The 23,575-nt window shown below is 34.4% G+C and carries 24 protein-coding genes, 1 tRNA gene and 3 pseudogenes; 20 read left to right on the top strand and 8 right to left on the bottom strand.

The window, feature by feature from the left end:
* The first annotated feature begins 106 nt into the window (after positions 1–106).
* From EL158_RS08985 to murC, 16 genes and pseudogenes are all read left to right on the top strand, one after another.
* Entirely contained in the window at positions 107–379 is a 273-nt protein-coding gene (locus EL158_RS08985; RefSeq protein WP_404842004.1) for a thiolase family protein, read from the top strand.
* Positions 380–401: 22 nt separating this feature from the next.
* Positions 402–713 (top strand): annotated as a pseudogene (locus EL158_RS08980) (thiolase family protein); the annotation flags it as partial.
* Positions 714–752: 39 nt separating this feature from the next.
* A complete protein-coding gene (locus tag EL158_RS08975) occupies positions 753–1,163 on the top strand; it encodes a hypothetical protein (protein ID WP_404842018.1) in 411 nt (136 codons plus the stop codon).
* A gap of 3 nt (positions 1,164–1,166) precedes the next feature.
* Complete coding sequence (locus EL158_RS05445) at positions 1,167–1,853, top strand: CoA transferase subunit A (RefSeq protein ID WP_027304561.1); 687 nt, start codon at positions 1,167–1,169, stop codon at positions 1,851–1,853.
* 2 nt (positions 1,854–1,855) lie between these two features.
* A pseudogene (locus tag EL158_RS05440) lies at positions 1,856–2,471 on the top strand (CoA-transferase).
* Positions 2,471–2,692, top strand: a complete 222-nt coding sequence (locus tag EL158_RS08970) for a TIGR00366 family protein (protein ID WP_027304563.1) — start codon at positions 2,471–2,473, stop codon at positions 2,690–2,692. Before EL158_RS05440 ends, EL158_RS08970 begins: the two are co-directional and overlap by 1 nt.
* A complete protein-coding gene (locus tag EL158_RS08965; protein WP_027304564.1) occupies positions 2,671–3,162 on the top strand; it encodes a TIGR00366 family protein in 492 nt (163 codons plus the stop codon). The genes EL158_RS08970 and EL158_RS08965 overlap by 22 nt, the downstream gene beginning before the upstream one ends.
* A pseudogene (locus EL158_RS08960) lies at positions 3,107–3,576 on the top strand (TIGR00366 family protein). The gene EL158_RS08965 and the pseudogene EL158_RS08960 overlap by 56 nt, the downstream one beginning before the upstream one ends.
* 258 nt (positions 3,577–3,834) lie before the next feature.
* Positions 3,835–4,335, top strand: a complete 501-nt coding sequence (gene nrfH, locus EL158_RS05430) for a cytochrome c nitrite reductase small subunit (RefSeq protein WP_027304565.1) — start codon at positions 3,835–3,837, stop codon at positions 4,333–4,335.
* Positions 4,336–4,349: 14 nt separating this feature from the next.
* Entirely contained in the window at positions 4,350–6,173 is a 1,824-nt protein-coding gene (locus EL158_RS05425) for an ammonia-forming cytochrome c nitrite reductase subunit c552 (RefSeq protein ID WP_027304566.1), read from the top strand.
* Between the two features lie 89 nt (positions 6,174–6,262).
* A complete protein-coding gene (locus tag EL158_RS05420) occupies positions 6,263–6,835 on the top strand; it encodes a membrane protein (RefSeq protein ID WP_027304567.1) in 573 nt (190 codons plus the stop codon).
* Positions 6,836–6,893: 58 nt separating this feature from the next.
* Positions 6,894–6,983 (top strand) — tRNA-Ser (locus tag EL158_RS05415).
* Positions 6,984–7,090: 107 nt separating this feature from the next.
* The gene (locus EL158_RS05410) at positions 7,091–9,010 is read left to right on the top strand and encodes a type I restriction-modification system subunit M (protein ID WP_027304568.1); all 1,920 of its coding nucleotides are present in this window, start codon (positions 7,091–7,093) and stop codon (positions 9,008–9,010) included.
* Positions 9,010–10,356 (top strand): restriction endonuclease subunit S, encoded by a 1,347-nt coding sequence (locus EL158_RS05405; protein WP_027304569.1) that lies wholly within the window; start codon positions 9,010–9,012, stop codon positions 10,354–10,356. The genes EL158_RS05410 and EL158_RS05405 overlap by 1 nt, the downstream gene beginning before the upstream one ends.
* Position 10,357: 1 nt before the next feature.
* Positions 10,358–13,300 carry a type I restriction endonuclease subunit R gene (locus tag EL158_RS05400; protein WP_027304570.1) on the top strand — a complete coding sequence of 981 codons (2,943 nt, stop codon included), beginning with the start codon at positions 10,358–10,360 and terminating at the stop codon, positions 13,298–13,300.
* Positions 13,301–13,395: 95 nt separating this feature from the next.
* On the top strand, positions 13,396–14,688 hold the full coding sequence (gene murC / locus EL158_RS05395; RefSeq protein ID WP_081788102.1) for a UDP-N-acetylmuramate--L-alanine ligase: 1,293 nt from the start codon (positions 13,396–13,398) through the stop codon (positions 14,686–14,688).
* Here murC and EL158_RS05390 read toward each other — a convergent pair.
* The 8 genes from EL158_RS05390 to gatC all read right to left on the bottom strand — a co-directional run bounded on the left by EL158_RS05390 (position 14,685) and on the right by gatC (position 20,963).
* Positions 14,685–15,467 carry a shikimate dehydrogenase gene (locus tag EL158_RS05390; protein ID WP_027304572.1) on the bottom strand — a complete coding sequence of 261 codons (783 nt, stop codon included), beginning with the start codon at positions 15,465–15,467 and terminating at the stop codon, positions 14,685–14,687. The two genes, murC and EL158_RS05390, sit on opposite strands and share 4 nt — an antisense overlap.
* A complete protein-coding gene (locus EL158_RS05385) occupies positions 15,464–16,267 on the bottom strand; it encodes an SPOR domain-containing protein (RefSeq protein ID WP_027304573.1) in 804 nt (267 codons plus the stop codon). The genes EL158_RS05390 and EL158_RS05385 overlap by 4 nt, the downstream gene beginning before the upstream one ends.
* An 11-nt stretch (positions 16,268–16,278) precedes the next feature.
* Complete coding sequence (locus tag EL158_RS05380) at positions 16,279–16,824, bottom strand: DUF1882 domain-containing protein (protein ID WP_027304574.1); 546 nt, start codon at positions 16,822–16,824, stop codon at positions 16,279–16,281.
* Positions 16,821–18,065: a serine hydroxymethyltransferase gene (locus EL158_RS05375; protein WP_027304575.1), complete on the bottom strand. Its 1,245-nt coding sequence runs from the start codon at positions 18,063–18,065 to the stop codon at positions 16,821–16,823. Before EL158_RS05375 ends, EL158_RS05380 begins: the two co-directional genes overlap by 4 nt.
* Positions 18,062–19,570, bottom strand: coding sequence for a lysine--tRNA ligase (gene lysS, locus EL158_RS05370; RefSeq protein WP_027304576.1), 1,509 nt, complete (start codon positions 19,568–19,570; stop codon positions 18,062–18,064). Before lysS ends, EL158_RS05375 begins: the two co-directional genes overlap by 4 nt.
* The gene (locus EL158_RS05365; RefSeq protein ID WP_004276395.1) at positions 19,571–20,041 is read right to left on the bottom strand and encodes a Fur family transcriptional regulator; all 471 of its coding nucleotides are present in this window, start codon (positions 20,039–20,041) and stop codon (positions 19,571–19,573) included. It lies immediately after the preceding gene.
* Positions 20,042–20,605: a CvpA family protein gene (locus tag EL158_RS05360; RefSeq protein WP_004277507.1), complete on the bottom strand. Its 564-nt coding sequence runs from the start codon at positions 20,603–20,605 to the stop codon at positions 20,042–20,044.
* A gap of 70 nt (positions 20,606–20,675) precedes the next feature.
* On the bottom strand, positions 20,676–20,963 hold the full coding sequence (gatC, locus tag EL158_RS05355) for an Asp-tRNA(Asn)/Glu-tRNA(Gln) amidotransferase subunit GatC (RefSeq protein WP_027304577.1): 288 nt from the start codon (positions 20,961–20,963) through the stop codon (positions 20,676–20,678).
* A gap of 117 nt (positions 20,964–21,080) precedes the next feature.
* Here gatC and EL158_RS05350 point away from each other — a divergent pair, with 117 nt between their 5' ends.
* Genes EL158_RS05350 through EL158_RS05335 form a run of 4 tightly spaced genes read left to right on the top strand, consistent with a single transcriptional unit; the run spans position 21,081 to position 23,541 of the window.
* Positions 21,081–21,659: a hypothetical protein gene (locus tag EL158_RS05350; RefSeq protein ID WP_027304578.1), complete on the top strand. Its 579-nt coding sequence runs from the start codon at positions 21,081–21,083 to the stop codon at positions 21,657–21,659.
* On the top strand, positions 21,656–22,660 hold the full coding sequence (locus EL158_RS05345) for a hypothetical protein (RefSeq protein ID WP_027304579.1): 1,005 nt from the start codon (positions 21,656–21,658) through the stop codon (positions 22,658–22,660). The genes EL158_RS05350 and EL158_RS05345 overlap by 4 nt, the downstream gene beginning before the upstream one ends.
* A gap of 7 nt (positions 22,661–22,667) precedes the next feature.
* Positions 22,668–22,922 carry a hypothetical protein gene (locus tag EL158_RS05340; protein ID WP_027304580.1) on the top strand — a complete coding sequence of 85 codons (255 nt, stop codon included), beginning with the start codon at positions 22,668–22,670 and terminating at the stop codon, positions 22,920–22,922.
* Positions 22,909–23,541 carry a type III pantothenate kinase gene (locus tag EL158_RS05335; protein ID WP_027304581.1) on the top strand — a complete coding sequence of 211 codons (633 nt, stop codon included), beginning with the start codon at positions 22,909–22,911 and terminating at the stop codon, positions 23,539–23,541. The genes EL158_RS05340 and EL158_RS05335 overlap by 14 nt, the downstream gene beginning before the upstream one ends.
* Positions 23,542–23,575 lie beyond the last annotated feature (34 nt).

Below are 23,575 nucleotides of genomic sequence, written 5' to 3'. Positions count from 1 at the left end.
AGTAAAAAGAAGAAAAGATGAAAATGCAAGAAGTTGTTGTGGTGGCTGCGAAAAAAACAGCTATTGGTTCTTTTTTTGGGTAGCTTAAAACAAACAGATTGTAAGTATGCTAACTAAATCTTTGCTTGATGAAGCGGGTGTTGATAAGAGCTTGATTGATGAGCTTATTTTAGGTCAGGTTTTAGGAGCTGGCTGTGAGCAAAATGTCGCAAGACAAGCCTTGATAAATAGTGGCTTAAGCGTTGAAAAAACGGCTTTTATTGTTAATATGCTTTGTGGTTCTATAGGGCTTGGTTATGATGCGATTAGTTTAAATAGGGCGGATTTGCTTTTATGTGGGGGCGTTGAAAATATGTCTTTAGCACCCCTTTTTACTTAAAAATGCTAGACTCGGCTATAAAATGGGAGATCAAAATTTAGTTGATAGTATGATAAAAGATGGAATTTGGTGCACTTTGAGTGATTGTCATATGGGTATTATGGCAGAAAATTTAGCAAATTTCACGCGAAGAGCAAGATGAATTTGCACTCAATTTTCAATTAAAAGCCGCAAAAGCTATTGAAAATAAAGCTTTTGAAACAGAAATTTTGCCATTAAAAATTCAAGATAAAAAAGGGAATTTTTCTTTAGTGAAGATGAATTTGTGCGTAAGGATGCAAGTTTGGAAGCCTTATCGCGTTTAAAACCAGCCTTTGATAAAAATGGCACTGTTACCGCTGGTAACTCTTCTGGTGTTAATGACGGAGCGGCTATGCTTTTATTAAGCTCTAAAGAAAAAGCCCTTGAGTTAAATTTACCCATTTTAGCGACTTTAAAGGGCTTTGCTAGTGTGAGTGTAGAGCCTAGCATTATGGGTATAGGTGCGGCTTTTGCGGCGAAAAAGGTACTTGAAAAAACACACTTTAGCATCGATGATATGGATTTAATTGAAGCAAATGAAGCTTTTGTGGCACAAAGTTTAGCCACGCTTAAGGCTAATGCAAATAGGGTTAATATAAATGGTGGTGCTATCGCTCTTGGACATCTCATAAGTGCAAGTGGGGCGAGGATATTAACCAGTCTCATTTATGCTTTAAGAGCTAGGGGTAAAAATTTAGGCTTGGCGACTTTGTGTGTGGGTGACGGACAAGGAATCTCCGCTGTGCTTGAGATAGAAATGTAAAAAATGAATAAAATTATTATAAATTTAAATGAGGCTTTTAAAGATATAAAAGATGGCGTAACGCTTTTGGTTGGAGGATTTGGTCTGTGTAAAATCCCTGAATATGCCATTGCAAAAATTAAAGAACTTGGGGTTAAAAATTTAACCATAGTGAGTAATAATTGTGGCGTAGATGATTTTGGCTTAGGTCTCTTACTTCAAAATAGACAGATACAAAAAATCATCGCTTCTTATGTGGGAGAAAATAAGACTTTTAAACAGCAATTTATCAATGGTGAGCTTGAAGTCGTTCTCACACCGCAAGGCACATTAGCCGAGCAGCTTCGAGCGGGTGGAGTCGGTATAGCTGGATTTTACACGCAAACAGGCGTTAGCACTTTGATTGCAGAGGGTAAGGAGCATAAGGAATTTGATGGGAAAACTTATATTTTAGAAAGAGCGATTAGGGGCGATTTTGCCTTAGTTAAGGCTCAAAAAGCGGATCGATTTGGCAATCTTATCTTTAATAAAACGGCTAGAAATTTTAATCCACTTTGTGCTATGGCAGGTCAAATAACCCTAGTCGAAGTTGAGGAAATTGTCGATGAAATCGAGCCTGATAGCGTCCATTTGAGTGGAATTTATGTCTATTTTGTCTATTGTGGGGAAAATTATGAAAAACGCATAAAAAAAGTCATTACGAAAGGATAATTATGTCAAAAGAACTTATTGTTAAAAGAGCGGTGAAAGAAATTCAAAATGAAATGTATATTAACCTTGGCATAGGTATCTCAACCCTAATATGAGATAGAAAAACTCAATCTAAAGGTCTTTTTGCAGTCTGAAAATGGACTTTTGGATATAGGTGCGTATCCTACAAAAGAGCAAGTGGATGCGGATTTAATCAATGCAGGCAAAGAAACGGTTATAGCAGTTAAAGGGGCTAGCTTTTTTGATAGTGCCGAGAGCTTTGCGGTGGACATATTGATTTAGCTATTTTAGGAGGGATGGAGGTTTCTCAAAATGGCGATTTGGCTAATTATATGATACCCGGTAAGCTCGTTAAAGGTATAGGGGGTGCTATGGCGGTGCAAAAAAATCATAGTGGTAATGGAACATACAAATAAACACGGAGAAACTAAGCTTAAAAAAGAATGCACCCTACCGCTAATGGGAAAAGCAGTGGTTCATAAGCTCATTACCGAGCTTGGAGTTTTTGAATTTGAAAGTAGTGAAATGTTTTTGGTGGAATTAATGCAAGGAGTTAGCTTAGAAGATATTAAAGCTAAAACGGAAGCAGAATTTAAAGTGAGATTTGGAGGTGCTTGATGTTAAGAGCTTTTACGCAAATTTGTGTTAATATGGCTTCCAGATTCTTTTGTTTTGGTGGCAATTTTAACCCTTTTTGTTTTTTATCTGTGTGGGGTTTTACAAGTCAAGATCCTTTGCAAATCGTGCAAAATTGGGGTTTTGAGCTGGTTATATCGGCGATTTTTGCAAAAGAAATTGCAAAAAAGGTTATAAAGGTGTGGATTATCGTTTGCTTATAGCAGCGGCTTATTCTGGCTTTATAGTGTGGCACACAGGACTTTCAGGCTCTATACCTTTGACTCTCTCAAGCGGAGGTGAAGCTTTAGCGAAAAGCACGGCTGGAATTTTAAGCCAGAGCATACCTAGCTCTATGACTATATTTTCAAGTTTTAATCTTACTATTATTGTAGTGTATTTGCCTTTTTTACTTGCTTCTATCCACCCTACTAAAGAAAATACTTTAGAGATTGATAAAAAGATTTTAGAGCGGGAAAATAAAGATTTAGAAGTCATTAATTATAGTCAAAATAAAAGTTTAGCCGTTTGGCTTGAGAATAGTTTTTTGGTGAGTTTTTTTAATTTCCATTATGGGTTTTATTTATATTATCTCACATTTTATAAAGGGTGGAGATTTAAATTTAAATGTTTTAAATATGATTTTTTTATTTTTGGAAATTTTACTTCACAAAAAGCCTGTTTTATATATTAAAGCCATTAACATAGCCGCAAAAAATGCGGCGGGGATTATCGGTATGATGGTCGCTGGTGGGGAACATAGCCTTGCAAGTGTGCTATCGCAATTTTTTATTAGCATTTCAAATTCTAACACTTTCGCTCTTTTTGCTTTTTGGAGTGCAGGTTTTGTAAATATCTTTGTGCCATCAGGTGGAGGGCAGTGGGCTGTATTATGATACCTGTCGGACTAGAGCTTGGGATAAGTCCTGCGGTAACTTCTATGACTAGAGCTTGGGGGGACGCTTGGACAAATATGATACAGCCATTTTGGGCTTTACCAGCACTTGCTATCGCAGGGCTTGGTGCAAAAGATATTATGGGCTATTGTGTCATCACGCTTTTATTTACGGGTTTGGTGATTAGTCTTGAATTTTTATTTTTGGTTTAATTAATAGCTTAATTTAAGATTTTAAGCCTCGCTTTTATTGATAGAGCGAGGTTTTATGATAAATTATTTTAAAACGATTTAAAATTAAATAAATTATGAATAAAATTTCATAATTTTTTGTCTTCAAATAACTATAATGCCGCAAGTTATATTAATATAAATGTATATTAAAGACTTATTTTATCCTTAAATAAAAATTAAATATTTCTTGTTATAATTTTCCATTACGATTGTAAATTATTTTACAAGGAGGGGATTTTGGGGCAAAAAAGAGCTTTTACGAATCTTTTTGGCATTTTTTTACTCTTGCTTTTTGCTTTGTTTGCTGTGGGTTTTTATACCTTTTATAATGCAAAGGGCATTTCTTATTTTAGTAATGCTAGCGAGTCTTGTAATAATTGCCATATTATGAATGAGGTTTATAACGACTATTTGGCGGCTTCTCATTCTAAAAAGGTCAAAGGAGAGCCAAGAGCTAGTTGTGTGGATTGTCATTTGCCACATCAAGGTGTTAAAAAATGGGTTGCAAAGGCTGAGAGTGGCTTATCTCACGCTTACGCTTTTACCTTTAAGCTTGATGAGTTGCCGACAAATTTGAGTGCGACACAAAAAAGTAAAGAAATGGTGCAGGATAATTGCATTCGTTGCCACGGTGATTACGCTGGGGCAGCTATCAATGCGACAAGTAACCCACATAAAGATAATTCTTTAAGCTGTGTATCGTGCCATAGTGGTGTCGGTCATAAACGCGGATTTTAAATTAGGAGGTTTTAATGAATAAGAAGGGTCCTTTATACTTCGGTATAATCGTAGTTATCGCTTTAATCGGCGGAGTGTTATGGCTTAATAATGATGTGAATCAAAAGCAACAAGAAAGCGTAGGAGGTATCGTCAGTAAAAATTTCGTGGAGATGAGTGATGATAATCCTACCTTTGATGAGTGGGGTAAAAATTTCCCTGATTATTTAGATATGTATTTGACTGTGGAGAAGGAAAAGCCTTTTGAGACGGATTTTGGTGGAAATTTGGCTTATTCTAAACTTATCCGCTATCCGCAGCTTACTGTGCTTTGGGCGGGGTATCCCTTTTCTATTGACGCAAATGAAGAAAGGGGACATTTTTGGATACAAGTTGATCAAATGGACACAGCTAGAAATAACAAAGATTTTCTTAACGCTCACGGCTTTGCAGGTTTTGGCGGACAGCCAACAGCCTGTATGAATTGCCATAGTGGTTGGACTCCTTGGCTTTTGAAAAATGTCGCTAAAGATGACTGGGTAGCGTTTAACTCGACTAAATACTGGACTATGATTAAAAATATCCCAGCGGTTAATGGCTATGAAGAAGGCTCAGTAGAGCATAGCGGACCACACGGAGGTAAGAGAATGGGCGTAACCTGTGCGGACTGCCATACTCCAAATAATATGAGCTTAAGACTTACACGCCCAGCCGCTATCAATGCCTTAGTGGCTAGAGGTTATGAAAGAGATGCGGAGCAGGGCGTGAAAGCGACTAGAGAAGAAATGAGAACTTTAGTTTGCTCGCAGTGCCATGTGGAGTATTATTTCAAACCAACAGGCGAAAAAGTTAAGGTTATGGGCGAAAGTATAGCAAATGATACAAGCAAAAAATGGTGGAACGGCACACAAAAAACTTACGATGAATTTGACACTTGGAGAGATGGTAACAAGCCTACCGAAATCGAAGTAGCTGGGATAGAGCTTGTTTTCCCTTGGAGTGAGTGGAAAAAAGGTGAGCCATTTAGAATAGAAATGTTTGACGAATATTATGAAAAAGTGCGTAAAGTTTTTGACAAAGACTGGGCGCATAAAATCAGCGGTGCGCCTATGATTAAAATTCAACACCCTGAAAGTGAGCTTTATAGTGGTGGTGTGCATGCGGCAAATGGTGTAAGTTGTGCGGATTGTCATATGCCTTATATTAGAAAAGGTGCGAAGAAAATGACTCAGCATAATATCACTTCACCTTTAGCAGACATTAACGCTGCTTGTAAAACTTGTCATAATCAAAGTGAGGATTATCTTAAAGCTCAAATTAAAGATATTCAAAACTCAACCGCACATAATCTAAGAACAGCAGAATATGCAATCGTTAGTCTTATCACAGACATTAAAACAATGCGTGATGCACTTGGTGCTTTAGAATCTTATCAAAGCGAAGGTAAGGCAGATGTGAAGAAGATTAATGAAGAGTTAAATGAAGTTTTAGAGCTTCATAGAAAAGCACAAATGAGAGCTGATTTCATCGGTGCGGAAAATTCAACAGGCTTTCATAATCCAAGAGAAAGTTCTAGAATGCTTTTACAAGCTGTGGATATGGCTAGAATGGGTCAAACTAAGCTTGTAGAAATCGCTAACGCAAATGGCATAGCAGATTTTAAAACCTCAAATTTAGGCTTTGAAGATATGCAAAAGCTAAATCCGGGCGAGATACGCTACAAAGTCGAGCTTAACGGACATAAGGAGGGAGAACGCTATTATAAGCACGATAATGTCAATGGTAGCCCATCAAATGCCCTAATCGAAAGGGATAAAAATCTCAAGCCTTACAATCATCAAGTCATTGATAAGCAATAATTTAAGCCCGCAAAGTCGGGCTTATCTTCATTTCACTTTCACTTCACAGATTATATTTATAATACGCTAAATCTTTCAAGGAGTGAAATATGATTAACAAAAATAAGCTTTTTAGGCAAATTCACATTTACACTAGTCTTTTTTTCTTACCCTGTGCTGTGCTTTTTGCTTTTACTGGTATGGCTTATATTTTTGGTTTCAATCAAGATGTGGGACTTAAAACGCAAAATTATATTTTGCAAAAAAATATAGAGGCGGGTAAGGAACGCGAGACGCTTTTAGAATTTTTAAAAGAAAATCATTTAAAAATTCCAAGTAATACCGAACTTCGCATTGGTAAGGGTAAAGGTAATGGAAATTCGGCTAATGTGATGTTAATGGGAGGGACGCATTATAGTGTAGAAATGAAACCTGTGGCAAATCATTATGAGATTACGCTTAAAACTAGAAGCATTTTAGGAGATATGATAATGCTGCATAAAGATAAAGCGGCGTGGTATTTTTCCGTGCTTTCTGTGGGCTTTGGGGTGGTGCTATTTTTACTTTATCTTTCTGGGCTTATGATAACATTTTTTGCAAGTAAAAAGGATAGGGCTAAACAGCTTACGACTTTTGCTATCGGGCTTTTAGTAACGATACTTTTAGCTTATTTAAGTTTATAATGCTCGGCTTTAAGCTGAGTATTATTTAAATTTTATTATAATCACACTTTCTTTTTACGGACAGATGGGTGAGTGGCTGAAACCACACCCCTGCTAAGGGTGCAGATCTTAACGGGTCTCGAGGGTTCAAATCCCTCTCTGTCCGCCACTTCTTTTAAATTTATCGTTTTTTTGTAGCATTTTTAAATTTGATAATCGTTGAAACTTTGCTTTAAATTTGTAATGGTGTTATAATTCGTCAAAAAAGGAGTATCTATGCAAATCCATCAATTTCAGCCTATTATTAGTTTTATTTGGAGTGTGGCAGATGATTTACTGCGTGATGTGTATGTAAAGGGTAAATACCGCGATGTTATCCTGCCTATGACGATTTTAAGGAGGCTAGATGCTATCTTAGAGCCGACAAAAGATAAAGTTTTAGAGACTTACAACGAAGACAAAGATATAGCAGATGAAGATACTCTAAAAGATTTACTATGCAATGCAAGTGAGACCACATTCTACAACCACTCAAATTTCACACTTAAAAAGCTCTTAAATGACCCCAAAAACATTAGAATCAATTTTGAAAACTACCTTGAAGGCTTTAGTGAAAATATCAAAGACATTATCACAAAGTTTAAATTCAAAAATCAGCTTGATACACTTGATGAAGCAAAAATCCTTTATGGCGTTATAGAGCGATTTTGCTCTCCTAAAATCAATCTCTCTATGCACGATATTAAAGACGATAAAGGCGAAGTTATCCATAAGGGCTTAAGCAACCTCGGTATGGGCTATGTCTTTGAAGAGCTTATAAGAAGATTTAATGAAGAGAATAATGAAGAAGCTGGAGAGCATTTTACACCCAGAGAGCTTATAGAGCTTATGACACATTTAGTCTTTTTGCCTATAAAAGATAGAATCCAAAAAGGCACTTTTACTATCTATGATAATGCTTGTGGAAGCGGCGGTATGCTTACAGAATCTAAAGACTTTATCACAGATGAAAAAGGGCTTATCCAATCTAAAGCTACAATTTATCTCTACGGGCAGGAGATAAACCCAGAAACCTACGCCATTTGTAAAGCCGATATGCTGATAAAGGGCGAAAATCCCGACAATATCAAATACGGCTCAACCCTAAGCGAAGACAAACTAAGCGGCGAAAAATTTGACTTTATGCTGACAAATCCCCCTTATGGCAAATCGTGGGAAAAAGACCAAAAAGAATTAGATGTCAGCAAAAAAGGCGGAATCACCACTTGCAATGACCCAAGATTTCAGGTAGGCATTACAAGTAAAAGCGATGGGCAGATGATGTTTTTGCTAAATATGCTAAGCAAGATGAAAAAGCCAAGCGAGAATAATGGCGTAGGCTCTCGCATAGCCTCCGTGCATAATGGCAGCTCACTTTTTAATAGCGATAGCGGTATGGTAGCTATCCGCAAATACATCATAGAAAACGACCTCCTAGAAGCCATCATCGCCTTGCCTACAAATATGTTTTATAACACAGGCATTCCTACTTTTATATGGATTCTAACTAACAACAAAATAGAATCTAAAAAAGGCAAAGTCCAGCTCATAAATGCCACAAAAGAGACATATTACACAAAGATGAAAAAGTCCCTAGGGCAAAAGCAAAATAATATGACAAAAGAACATATAGACAAGATTACAAATCTTTTCTTAGCAAATATACAAAATGATGACTGCAAGATTTATGATAACACCGAGTTTGGTTATGCTAAAATCATCATTGAGAGACCAAAAAGCATAGAAATTTTACTAAACGATGAGAAATTTCAAGCCCTAGAGCAAAAAGATGAGCTTGTATCAAAGCTTAAGGAGCTAGAGGCAAATCCGCAAGATTTCACAAGCAAAGAAGACTTTATAAACTTCCTTGATGTCAAACTCAAAAAAGCAGAGGAAAATTTACTCATAGATTCTGATAAGACAAACAACACGGAGAAAATCCCCCTCACACAAGATATACAAAGCTACTATGAAAACGAAGTAAAGCCCTATGTGCCAAACTCTTGGATAGCGTGGGAAAGCAAAGTGGTAGGCTATGAGATTTTGTTTAACAAATATTTCTATACCTACACAGCCCCACGAAGCCTAGAATCTATCAATAAAGATTTACAAGACTTAGAGCAAGAAACGCAGGATTTATTAAGGGAGATTCTATAATGCGTGTTTATAAACCTAGCGGTATAGAATGGCTTGGGGAGATTCCGCAAGGTTGGGAAATTAAAAAATTAAAATATATTGGGGAAATTTTTGGTGGGGTTACAGGAAAAACAATCAAAGATTTTAGCAAGGAATACAAACTAAATTTTAAACCTTATATTACTTTTACAAATGTTTGCAACAACGCAGTTATCAATCCAGATTTAATGGAATATGTATTTATAGATAGCAAAGAAAAGCAAAATAAAGTTTTAAAAAATGATATTTTATTTTTGCAAAGTAGCGAAACTTTTGAAGATGTAGGAAAAAGTGCAATATATTTAAATGATGATGAAGTATATTTAAATACCTTTTGCAAGGGCTTTAGAATAGAGCGAGAAGCGTATCCTATGTATCTCAATTATCTTTTATCTAGTTTAAGCTATAAAAGATATTTTATGTCTGTTTGTAGTGGATTTACAAGAATTAATTTAAGGCAAGAGCATTTTTTAGATATTCCTTTAATTTTGCCCCCACTCCAAGAGCAAAAAGAGATTGCGGAATTTTTAGATAAAAAATGTGAAAAAATTCAAAATTACATCAACAAAAAGCAAAAGCTCATCACACTTTTACAAGAGAAAAAACAAGCCCTAATTAATGAAGCCGTTTGCGGCAGGGTAGCTTGTCATACTGAGCGTAGCGAAGTATCTACAACCGCCTATAAACCTAGCGGTATAGAATATCTCGGGCTTATTCCACACCACTGGGAAGTGGCAAGAAGCGGATTAATTTATAAAAATATTAGCAGTGGAACGACACCGCAAAGCGACAATGATGAGTATTATAAAAATGGTAATATTTTTTGGATTAACTCTGGGGATTTAAACGATTCTGTATTAACAAATAGCAAAAATAAAATTACACAAAAGGCAATGATGGCATACTCTGCGTTAAAAATTTCCCCCAAAGGCTCTTTGATTATAGCTATGTATGGAGCAACAATAGGGAAAGTATCTATTTTAGGAATTGATGCTTGCACAAATCAGGCGTGTTGTGTTTTATGTGAAAGTAAATATTTGAATACAAGATTTGTTTTTTATTATTTTATTGCAAAAAGACAAGACCTTATTTCAATGGCATATGGTGGCGGACAACCCAATATTAGTCAAGATATTATCAAAAACTTCAAAATCCCCTTACCCCCACTCCAAGAGCAAAAGCAAATCGCAAATTTTTTAGATGAAAAATGTGAAAAAATCAATTCAGTCATAGAGAAAACAAAAAAGCAAATAGAACTTGTGAAGGAATACAAAAACACACTCATAAACGAAGCCGTTTGTGGTAGGATAAATTTAGAAAGGAAGTAAAATGAGAAATTACACAGAAAAAGACTTAGAAAGCTTGATAGAATCTTCTTTATTAGAAAATGGCTATATCAAAAGAGTAAGTAAAGACTATGATAAAAATTTATGTGTAGATAAAGAATTGTTTTTACACTTTTTAGAATCTAGTCAAAAAGATAGCCTAGAAAAGCTAGAGCAAAAAAACATAGGAGAGCAAGAACTCCTAAAAGAAGTGTCTTCACAAATAAGGCGGAGAGGAATTCTAAAAGCCCTGCAATCGCATATAGAAATAATGGGCGTTAAACTCTCTCTAGCATACTCTAAGCCAATTTCAAGCGACAATCCACAAGCCCTAGAAAATTATGAGAAAAATATCTTTTCTATCACTAGACAGCTTTATTTTAGTGAAAAAAATAATAAGTCTTTAGATATGGTGATTTTCTTAAATGGACTGCCACTTATCACTATGGAGCTTAAGAACCCTTTCACAGGTCAAAATGTCTATAATGCCATAGAACAATACAAAAAAGATAGAGACCCTAGAGAGAGTATATTTAAGCAAAGTGTGGTGCATTTTGCCCTAGATAGTGATTTAATTTATATGAGCACAAAGCTAGAGGGAGTGGGGACGAGATTCTTACCCTTTAACCGTGGGCTAAATAATGGAAGTGGGGCGATAGGGTGTGAATGTGGTGGAGGCAATCCTGCGGTAAAAGATAAGATGAAAACGAGCTATTTTTGGGAAGAGCTTTTGCAAAAGGATACTTTAGCAAATCTGCTTTTTAACTTCGCACAAATTGTGAAAAAAGATAAGGCGGAATTTGTGATATTTCCTAGATTTCATCAATTTGATGTCGTAAGTAAGCTTTTAAAAGATGTAAAAGAAAAAGGCGTGGGACAAAGGTATCTTATCCAGCATAGTGCAGGAAGTGGGAAAAGCAACTCCATAGCGTGGTTAGCGCATAATTTAGTAAGTTTGCATAGAGTGGAAAATCATAAAGAAAAAGAGGTTTTTGATAGCATTTTAGTCGTAACGGATAGAAGGGTGCTTGATAGACAGATACGAGAAAATGTCAAGTCTTTCACGGAAAATAGAAGTCTTGTAGAAGCTATCACAGAGGGAAGCAAACAGCTAAAAGCCGCCATAGAAGGGAGTAAAAAAATCATCGTTACAACCATACAAAAATTCCCCTATATCGCCGATGAAATCACGCATTTACAAGATAAAAGCTTTGCTATTATCATCGATGAAGCACATTCAAGCCAAAGTGGTAAAAACGCAGAAGAAATGGGAAAAGCCATAGGCAATAAAGATGATAAAGAAACGGGCGAAATGGACTTAGAAGAAGAGCTGATAAAAATCATCAAAAATAAGAAATTTCAAAAAAATGCAAGTTATTTTGCCTTCACTGCTACGCCTAAGCCAAAAACGCTAGAAATGTTTGGAAGTGCTTGTGAGATAAATGGGGAGAAAAAATTTATCCCCTTTCATCTTTACTCTATGAAACAAGCCATAGAAGAGGGCTTTATCCTTGATGTGTTAAAGGGCTATATCACTTATGCAAGTTATTATAAAATCGTATCTAAAAATGATAATAGGGAATACGATAAGAAAAAGGCAAATGCAAAATTAAGAGCTTATGTAACAAATCATATCGCAACGATTGAAAAGAAAGCAACAATAATGATAGAGCATTTTTTTCAAAATATTTATAAAAAAATCGGCGAAAAGGCAAAGGCAATGGTCGTTACAAGCTCTAGGGAAAATGCGGTTAAATATTATCTTTTCTTTAAAAAGTATTTACAAGAGAATTACCCAGAGTATCAAGCTTTAGTGGCATTTTCAGGGGATAAGGAAATAAATGGGGAAAGTTATAGCGAAGCAGAGCTAAATGGCTTTAGTGAAGCTATGCTAAAAGATGAATTTAAAAAGGATAATTATCGCTTTTTAATTGTCGCAGAGAAGTATCAAACAGGCTTTGATGAGCCGCTTTTACATACAATGTATGTGGATAAACGCTTGGAGGGCATAAGTGCGGTGCAAACACTCTCACGCCTGAATAGAATCTGTAAAAATAAAGAGGATACTTGTGTGCTAGACTTTGCAAACACACACGAGGAGATTGGCAAATCTTTTAGCGCTTTTTATGGGCAAACTTATCTTAAAGAGCCGACAAATATCGATAATATTTACACGCTTAAAAGCGAGTTATTTGACTATGGAATTTATACGCAATATGAGTTAGATGACTTTGCAAAAGCTATTTTAGATGAGCAAAGCGAGGATAAAATCCACTCTAAACTTGATAATATGATAAAAGAATATAACGCAAAAAATGATGATAAAAAGACAGAATTTTACACAAAGGCAAGGGTGTATTTAAGGGAATATTCTTTTCTAGCACAAATTTTACCCTTTAATGATATAGAACTTGAAAAATTATCTATTTTGCTAAAAATGCTTATCACAAAGATTGCCCCACCACGCACGGAGGATTTAGCAAAGGGGATATTAAATAATGTAGATTTAAATAGCATACGCATAATACTTGAGAGCAAAAAGGATATAGAGCTAGAGGAGGATAAAGGCGGGGTTAAACCATCAAGTGCCGATGGCTCTAGCAAGAAGAAAGTAGAGCTTGAACGCTTATTAAACATCGTTAGGGAATTTAACACTAAATTTGGTAGCGTGGATTTTGGGACAAATGAAAAGATAGCAAAAGAACTTATGGATTTAAAAGATGATATTGCAAAGGAGCAGACTTTTAGAGATTCTCTAGGCGATGAGCAAAATGCACGCAGGTTATTTGCGGATATTTTTAAAATTCAATATTTACAATTTTTTAAGAGAAACAAGGATTTTTTTACACAGCTTGATAATAAAGAAGAATTTAAAGAAAGAGTTTCTAATGTGATATATGAGATGATTGATGAGGGTTATCAATATAATGCTTTTAAAAGCTTTTAAAAATTTAAACCGCCTTATAAATTACAATTTTAAATTTTTCTTAATCAAGCATTCAACATAGGCTGTTAGAATTCTCCCTTTTATAAAGAGGGTTTATGATGCGTAAAATTCATTTTATAGGTATAGGCGGCATAGGAATTTCTGCTTTGGCTAGATTTTTAAAAGAAAAGGGCTATGAGATTAGCGGGAGTGATTTAAAGCCTAGTAAAATTACAAAAGAGCTTGAAAGCGAGGGTGTGAGAGTATTTATCCCGCATAGTGAAGAAAATGTGTGTGGTAAGGATTTAGTCATTTACTCTGCGGCGATTAAGGAGGAAAATAAAGAATTTAAACACGCTAAAGCCCTTGGCATTAAATGTCTTTCAAGAAAAGAAGCTTTACCCTTAATTTTAAAAGATAAAAAGGTCTTTGCAGTGGCTGGAGCACACGGCAAAAGCACGACTTCTAGCATTTTGGCTTCTTTGTTTGATGATGCGAGCGTGATTATCGGGGCGGTGCTTAAGGAATTTGGTTCAAATATGATTTATAAAGAGAGCGAAAGGCTTGTTTTTGAGGCAGATGAGAGTGATAGCTCTTTTTTAAATTCAAATCCTTATTTGGCGATTGTTACAAATGTAGAAGCTGAACATTTGGAGCATTATAATAACGACCTTTCTAAGCTCCATAATGCTTATGCGGATTTTTTAAATGCAGCTAAAATACGAGTGATTAATGCTGAAGATCATTTTTTAAGAAACTATAAAGGCGAAGCTTTAAGGCTTTATCCAAGTTTGGATATTAAAAATGTTTCTATGCAAATTGAAGATTATAAGCCACTTACGCGTTTTGAATTTAAAGATTTGGGGCAATTTAGTGTTTTTGGTATGGGTTATCATTTAGCTCTTGATGCGGCTTTAGCGGTAATGGCAGCTTTGGAATTTGAAGATGTGGAGCAGGTGCGTTTAAAGCTTAAAAATTACCAAGGCATTAAAAAGCGTTTTGATATTTTATATGCAGATGAAGATTTGGCTATTATTGATGATTATGGACATCATCCAACGGAGATTAAGGCAACTTTAAGTGCCGCAAAAGAGTATGCAAAACTTGCAAATTATTCTAAAATCACAGCCATTTTTGAGCCACATCGTTATACGCGTTTGGTGGCAAATTTGGAGCATTTTAAGGAGGCTTTTAGTGAGGTGGATGCTCTTGTTATTTTGCCTGTTTATGCGGCTGGAGAAGATGAAATTGAGATTGATTTAAGGACACATTTTCCTAAGGCTTTGTTTATAGATGATATTAAAAGAGAGGGTAAATTTTTAGTGGCAAATAAAGGAGAACTTTTTGACGAGGGGCTTATTATAGGCTTTGGTGCGGGAGATATTAGCGTAAAATTGAGAGCTAATTAGCTTAAATTTAGAGCCTCTAACATAGCTTTTTGAATTTGTTTTTGCTGATTTTTTAAGTCAAAAAAAAGCTCAAAAGCAAAAACGCCCTGCCATAAAAGCATATCAAGCCCATCTTTATGTTTGATATGTTTTTCTTCATAAAATTTTATAAAAGGCGTTTTTTTACCATAAATCACTTCAAAAGCGTATTTTGTTTGTATTTTTTTCAATAAATTGACATCGCAAGGCAAGTAATCATCGCTTAAACCTGCTGAAGTGCTATTAATGATAAGATCGAAATTAAAGTCCTTTAAATCCTCATAAAGCACACAATTAAAATCCTTAAAATGGGCGAAATTTTTCTCACTTCTATTTGCTATAAGGCTTGTAATATTTTTTTGTTTTAAGGCATAAGCGATAGCTCTAGCCGTGCCTCCCGCACCTAAAATTAAGGCTTTTTTTACATCTTTAAATTCCTCAATAGCCTTTAAAAAGCCCGGTGCGTCTGTATTGTAAGCATAAATTTGATTTTCTTTTAAAATAAGAGTATTGGCAGAGCCTATTTGCTCGGCTAAATAATCTTTAAAATCGGCTATTTTAAGGGCTTCTTCTTTAAAGGGTAGGGTAATGTTTGCACCATTTAATTCAAGCTTAAAAAGGCTTTCTTTAAGCTTTTCTTTATCTTTAAGGTGGAAGCGAGTATAGATGCCATTAAGCCCTAAGAGTTTAATGGCATTATTGTGAATTCTAGGCGATTTAGAATGCGAAATAGGATCGCCTATGACACAAAAAAATTTCATTTTAGCGTGAAAGAAAAGGCGTCTTTTGCTATTTCTTGGCGAATTTTTGCAAGTTCATTTGCAATTTTATCTTTTTCAAAAGGACCGATTAAAACCTTAGTAATTTCCTTGCCATTAACCGTCGTTTTAAAGAGTTTATAATCATAACCTTTAGCTTTGACATTGGCAAGTTCTTTAGATTTTTGGTCTAAATTACTAACCGAAAAAATTTGCACATACATACCCATAGCAAGACCGCTTGAGTGTGTTGGGACAGCTTCGACATTTTTAAATAAGTCCTTAGGGTTAGCTTCTTTTTTAGGAGTTTCTTTCTTAGAGTTTTCTTTGACTGGAGCTTCTTGTTTTGGTTTAGCTATGTTTTGCTTTACCGGGTTTGATTCTTGTTTAGCGACAGGTGGAGGCGTTTGCTCTTCTATCTCTGTTGGCTCTTGGATGGCAGGTGGAGGCGTTTGTGTTTCGTTATTGACGCTAGGCTCTATTTGAGCTTGAGAGCTTTCGTTACTCTCTTCGCTTTGAAGTTGTTTTCTTAAAAGATCAAATTGATCTTCAGGGCTATTTTCTGTGATTGGCATATTTTCAAAACCATTGTTGGATTCTGTTGGGGTTTGAGTGATTGGTTCGCTTGGTGGGGTTAATTGCTCCGTGCTTTCATCGCTATTGATAAGCTTCATAACTATCATAACGACTAAAAAAAGTATGATAAGAGCGATAGCTCTAAGGAGAATTTTCTTAATTTTCTCATTTTTATTACTTTTTTCTAAGATGATGTCATCAAATTCATTTTTTTTATTGTTTTCCATAATTTTCCTTTTTACATATGTTTAGACCACGAACTACCGCGTTCTTTTTGATAAACCTCATAAGGCACCACTAAAATATTAAAATCCCTTGGCATATCCATACTAGGAAAAACCTTCCATTCAATAGGCATTTTACTAGCAAACATCATAGAAAGTTTAGAGGCTAGAGAATAGCCCTCATTTAAAGCCGTGTGTCCTTTATGGATATAAAGATGCAAATGTCCTGGCGTTTTAGTTTTGTAGGCTGTAAAATTAATAAAACCCTCTTCGCGTAGGATAAGCTGTGCTCTATGCCAAAACCTCTCAGCGTTAAAGCCATTATAGTCAAAAACGATATTTTCGACCTTATTATCTTTTGTGATAAGGTCGTGAGCAACAATGATTTTTTTATTAGCGTGTTCTCTTAAAATATTTGCGTTAAGAGGAGCATCAATCCTTTCAAATTTATTAAAAAAATATCTACCTCTATGTTCGCATTTGCTGACAATCTTATCTCGTTTAATATAATAATGATCGCTTATCATTTTTATAAGCGACATATCCATAGCGGAAATCAAAACATAGCCTTTGGATAAATGATAAAATTGCTCGCAAGTTTTTTAAGCTTTTCTTTTGTGTTGATTTGTAAATTTGTATTGTTGATATCATCTAAAATATCCGCAATGGAGTGTGCTACTATTTCAATCTCTTTTTCCTTAAAGCCTCTTGCAGTAAGTGCTGGTGTGCCAAGTCTTAAGCCACTTGTTATAAAAGGGCTACGCGTTTCACCAGGGACCGTGTTTTTATTGGCAGTAATGCCTGCATTTCCTAAAGCTAAATCCGCATCTTTACCGCTAAATTCTTTATCTAAAAAACTCATTAAAACAAGATGATTGTCTGTGCCATCACTTACAAGTTTGAATTTTCTTTCCATTAAAATTGTTGCTAAAACTTTAGCATTTTGTACAACTTGCTTGGCATAGTTTTTCCACTCTGGACTTAAATTAAATTTAAAGCCCACAGCCTTAGCGGCAATGATATGCATTAAAGGACCGCCTTGAATTCCAGGAAAAATCGCAGAATTAATTTTTTTAGCAATTTCTTCATCATTACACATAATAATTCCACCTCTAGGACCTCTTAGGGTTTTGTGTGTGGTTGAGCTTACGATGTGTGCGTGAGGGAAAGGACTAGGATGCTCACCAGCTACGACAAGTCCAGCAATGTGAGCAATATCTGCAAAAAGATAAGCCCCCACTTCATCGGCTATCTCTCTAAATTTAGCAAAATCAATAATCCTAGCATAAGCACTTGCCCCGCATACAATGAGTTTTGGCTTAACGATGTGTGCTATTTCTCTTACTTTTTCATAATTAATACGCCCATCAAGCTCAACTCCATAAAAAAAGCTTTCATACATTTTACCCGAGCTACTAACCTTAGCTCCGTGTGTAAGATGTCCTCCGTGGCTTAAATCCATACCTAAAATTCTATCTCCTGCATTAAGCAAGGCAGCATAAACGCCTTGATTTGCTTGTGAGCCTGAATTTGGCTGGACATTAGCAAAGGCACAATTAAAGAGTTTTTTGCATCTTTGGATAGCAAGAGTTTCAATTTCATCAACAATCTCACAGCCACCATAATATCTTTTCCCCGGATAACCTTCGGCATATTTATTTGTCAAAACACTACCCATTACCTCCATCACTTCAGGCAGAGTAAAATTTTCACTTGCTATCATTTCAAGTCCATCGCATTGACGCTTTAATTCTGCAGTGGTAAGATCGTAAATTTCTTTATCAAATTGCTCTAAACTCATTCTTTATCCTCCTTAAGTTCTGATTTTAACGGACGCATCGCTGGAAATAAAATCACATCGCGGATAGATTTTTTTCCGGTTAAAAGCATTACAAGCCTATCAATGCCTATACCCTCACCAGCAGTTGGTGGCATACCATAGCCTAGAGCATTAACAAAGTCTTCGTCCATTTCACACGCTTCTTCATCTCCAGCATTTTTGGCTTCGATTTGCTTTAAAAATCTTTCATATTGATCAAGCGGATCGTTTAATTCATTAAAACCATTAGCTATCTCTTTACCTGCGATAAAAAGCTCAAAACGCTCGGCTATATTTTCATCTTTTTCACTACGCCTTGAAAGAGGGCTTATAGATATAGGAAAGTCTATAATGAAAGTGGGATTAATAAGCTTATCTTCGACATAATGATCAAAAAGTTCTGCTTGTAAATGTCCTAAATCTAATTTTTCATTTGCTTCAAAACCGTCATTTTTGAGTTTATTTAGAATTTGTTCTTTGTTTTCAATTAGTTCTTTGTCTAAATTTCCATATTTTTTTAAGGCTTCTTTATAGCTAATCCTTTCAAAAGGTTTAGAAAAGTCGATGATTTTATCGTCAAATGTGATTTTCGTTTCTAAATTTAATTCTTTCAAAAGTAGGGCGAAAAGTTTCTCTGTTAAATCCATCAAATCCCTATAATTGTGATAAGCCCAATAGAATTCAATGGTTGTAAATTCTGGATTATGCGTTAGATCCATACCTTCATTTCTAAAACAGCGATTAATCTCAAAAACAGCTTCAAATCCCCCTACAATTAACCTTTTTAAATGAAGTTCTGGAGCAATTCTTAAAAATCTTTCTACGCCTAGTGCATTATGGAAGGTTACAAAAGGCTTGGCATTTGCTCCACCTGCAATGGGGTGCATCATAGGGGTTTCTACTTCTAAAAAGCCTTTATTTTCAAAAAAATGTCTAATCAAACTCACAATTTTAGAGCGCGTGAAAAAATCTTTTCTAACATCTGCGTTCATAATCATATCCACATAGCGTTTGCGATATCTTTGCTCTATATCTGTGAGTCCGTGAAATTTTTCAGGTAAAGGCACTATACTTTTTGTCGCAAGAATTAATTCGCTAATGTGCAGACTAAATTCTCCCATTTTCGTTAAAAAAGGATAGCCTTTAGCTAGAATAATGTCGCCCACTTCTAAATTTTTCTTAAAGAGATTAAATTGTTCTTCCCCTATGCTGTCTTTAGAAAAATAAATTTGGACATTTTCACTTTCATCTTCTATATTTGCAAAGATAGATTTTCCGGCTATTCTTAAAAGCTTAACGCGTCCTGCTATGCTTACTAAGACTTTTTCATCTCTTTTTTCATCTTTTTGTGTAATGTAAGCAAATTTATTTTTAAATTCCTTAATGCTTAATTCTTTTTGTAAAAAATGTGGGTAAGGATTGATCCCTGCTGTTTTAAGTTCTGCTATTTTGGCGATTCTTTGCTGTTCTAAAATATTATCAAACATTTATATTTTTACCTTTGTTTTATGATTGCAATCGCTACAAATTCCATAAAGTTGCATTAAATGTCCCGTGAGTTTAAAATGATGCTCATTGGCGATTAAAGATTGCTGTCTTTCGATGATAGGGTTTTCAAATTCTATAATTTTTCCACAGACTTTGCAAATCATATGGTCGTGGTGAGGCTTGTTTGCAAGTTCGTATTTTTTGCCCGCAGAGCCAAAGGATAAGGAGGTTACCATTTCAGCTTCTTCAAGTAAATTAAGCGTTCTATACACTGTGGCTATGCCGACGTTAGAGTCTGGTTCGGCTTGTTTGATTTCCATATATAAGCTTTCTGGAGTGTAGTGTGTGTCGCTATGGTAAAGCGTTTTAAGTAAAACTTCTCTTTGTTTTGTGTATTTGAGCCCACCCTCACGCAAAATTTTTTTAAATTTTTCAAGTAAAACATCATATTCTAAATTTTCCATTAGCATTTATTGTCCTTGAGCTTCATTGGATATATTTTCTACACTTTCTTTTAAATTTTGTTGCGCCTCTTCTAGGTTTTGTTTCGCTAAAGGCTGATTCATTATAAATGCACCGGTGTTTTTAAGTAAATTTAAGGTGTAGCTATCTTTGGCGAAATTTTCTAATTTATCGTTTAAAAAGTCTATTCTAGCGACACAAAAGATTAAAATTGCAAAAATTAAAAAAACCTTAGCTCCGCCAAACAAAAAGCCACCAATTTTATCTAGAAAGCCTAAGCCACTAAGTTTAACAAGTTTTGCTAAAAAATTTCCAAGTAATAAACAAGCAATCCAAAAAACAATTAAGATCGCCAAAAAGCCCGCAAAAGAAGCTAAAGATTCATTTTCTATCCTATAGAAAGTATTTTGTATGAAGGAAGCACCATCATTGGCATATTTTGAAGCAACAAAAACTCCACCCACTATACCTAAAAGTCCAAAAATTTCCCTAAATAGTCCATTTAAAATTCCTTTAAGTCCTAGTAATAAAGTGAAGCCAATAATAAAAGCATCAAACCAATAAAAATTCATTTTAATCTTACCCTTAAAAATAAAAATCTATAAAACACATTTTACTTTAAATCCAAAAATGATGAGTAAATCACTCTATGATTTTTGGCACAGAGAAAAATCTTTCCTCGTGGCTAGGTGAATTTTTTAATACATTTTCTATCACTTCAGATGTTTTTTCATCATCGGCTCTTAAAGGTGTGCCACCTTTTAGTGTGCTAATGGTAACTTTGTTTTGACTTAAATCTAGCGTGTTAAGCTTATCGACAAAATTGACAATTTCACTCAATTCGTTAATTACACTTTGTCTTTTTTCTTCATTAATCTTTAGAGCACTAAGTTTCTCAAGCTTATTTAAAAGTTTTTCATCAATTTGCATTTGTAATCCTAAATTTTTCAAAATTTCGAGCGAATTATAACATAAAAGGCTTAATTGTTTAGAATATTTTGCGTTTATTATGATACAATTTTGCAAAAATTTAAATAAGGAATTATTTTGGCATTAAAAGAGAATTTAAAAGCGATAAAAACAGAGATGAATACAGAAGAGCAATTTTTGGAAAATTTCATCAAAGGTGAGAGATTTATACGCAAATATAAACTTTATCTTGTCAGTTTTGTCATTATTTTTGTTTTATGGTTGATAGTCAGTTTTATTATGGATACTATAAAAGAGAGTAATGTAAGGGAAAGTAATGAAATTTACGCCAATTTGCTCGTAAAAAATGACGACAAAATTCTTTTAGATAAATTAAAAAATAAAAATCTTAATTTATATGCCATTTTTTTAATGCAGAAATTGACTCAAAATCCAACAAATACGCAAATTTTGCAAGAACTTAACACATTGAGTGAGAGTGAAAAAATCGACCCTTTATTTCGCAATATTATAGCTTTGACTAACAATAATAAATCCATATTTTTAAAAGATTATGCTAAAATTTTGGAAGCTTATGTTCTTTTAGAGCAAAAGAAAATCGAAGAAGCAAATGTTCTTCTTGCACAAATTAAGCCAAATACGCCTCTAGAGAAAATTGCTAAAAATCTTAAACATTATCAAGGTATATCACAATGAAACATATTATAGTAACTCTTTTTTGTCTTTTTTTGCTTTGTGCTTGTGGCACAAAAAGGCAGTATTTTACACCTAGCTATGAGGATGGAGTTTTAAATTCTAATGGAAGTTTGGGAGCTAAAATTATTGATTATAATATTGCTTCAGCTAAACTAAATAATAGCAAAACAATCTTCAAAAATGACGGCATTTTAGATTTTAAACTAGAGAAAAATTATACTCTTTTACATTATCAAAATGGCGAATTTGTTGTCGCGGATAATAGGGGTAATTTGAAAATTTTAAATGCGGATAAGGAGGAGCTTTACGCATATCAATTTGATGCGAGTGTTTTAAGTGTAGCTTTAGATGGAGATGATATTGCTTTAATTTTGGCAAATAATACTATTGTTTTGGCAAATCGTAGTTTAGGCGTGAAATTTTCTAAGACTTTCACGCAAGCCGTAGCACAAGATTATCGTTTTGCTGCTCCTGTATTTTTAGGAGAGTTAATTATTTATCCTACCTTGGATGGAAAGCTTGTTGTTTTTTCAAGACTTAGTTCTCAAATTATAAAAGATGTGATTGTTTCATCGCAAGACTTTTTTAATAATATTATTCATTTAAGCGTTTTAGGTGATAAAATGATAGCTGCAAGTGGAAAAAAGATTATAGTTGTTACTCCTGTAAAGACTTTTTATTTAGATTTAGATATTAAAGAAGTGCTTGTTGATGATAATGCTATTTTTATTTTAGGAAAAGATGGAAGTGTGATAAAGACGGATTTTGAGTTAAAAAAGCTTGATGAAAAGAAATTTGAATTTGCTATTTTTAATAAAGCAAGCATTTATGGAAATCATTTGTATATTTTTGAAAAAATGGGTTTTTTAATTAAGTGTGATACTAAACTTGAAAATATAGAAATTTTTAAACTCGAAGGAGCCATAGATAAAAAATCTTTTATGGATGGAAATAAGTTTTATTACGATAATCGTATTTTGGATTTAGATAAAGTTTTATAGGATTGATGTGGATTTGAGTGAATTTACCAAGAAGCGAAGCTATTCTTGTGTTTTGAGTGGGAAGAATTTGGTTTTTTCTTATACGGGCAAGTCGAGATTTGTATTAAAAGATGCAGTATTTTTAGAACGCTTATGTCTTGATGTTTTGGAAAAATATAATATTAAAAATGCTAATTTTTCTTTCATTTCACACTCAACGCTTTGTTCTAAGGCTAAGACTTATTTGCAAATGAAAGGCTTTAGTATTAATGCTTCTATGTGATATAGGTAATTCTAGTGCCAATTTTTTAGATGATAATAAATATTTTACTTTAAACATAGAGCAGTTTTTAGAATTTAAAAGTGAGCAAAAAATTTATTATATTAATGTCAATGAAAGACTTAAAAATTATTTATCCACACAAAATCATTTTATCAATCTTGAGCCTTATTTTGCTTTTGATACGATTTATCAGGGGCTTGGCGTGGATAGAATCGCGGCTTGTTATACTATAAGCGATGGAGTGGTTGTTGATGCTGGAAGCGCAATTACTGTGGATTTGGTGTCGAATTTTATTCATTTGGGAGGATTCATTTTGCCCGGAATTGCTAATTATAAAAAAATTTACGCTCATATATCCCCACGCTTAAAAAGTGAATTTAACACACAAATTAGCTTTGATGCCTTTCCACAAAAAACAAGCGATGCCTTAAGCTATGCTGTTTTTAAAGGAATTTATTTACTTATCAAAGATGTGGCAAAAAATGAAAAATTATATTTTACAGGAGGAGATGGTCAGTTTTTAGCAAATTTTTTTGACAATGCTATTTATGATAAATTGTTAATTTTTAGAGGAATGAAAAAGCTTATCAGTGAAAATCCTCGCATTTTAAAGCTTTAAAATGTTACTATTTTACTCATAAAATTTAAGCTTT

Origin of the sequence: Campylobacter upsaliensis, from assembly GCF_900637395.1 — a bacterium.
Taxonomy (GTDB): Bacteria; Campylobacterota; Campylobacteria; order Campylobacterales; family Campylobacteraceae; genus Campylobacter_D; species Campylobacter_D upsaliensis.
The sequence above is the reverse complement of the archived record's forward strand: the minus strand, read 5'-3'. Positions and strand labels throughout refer to the sequence as shown.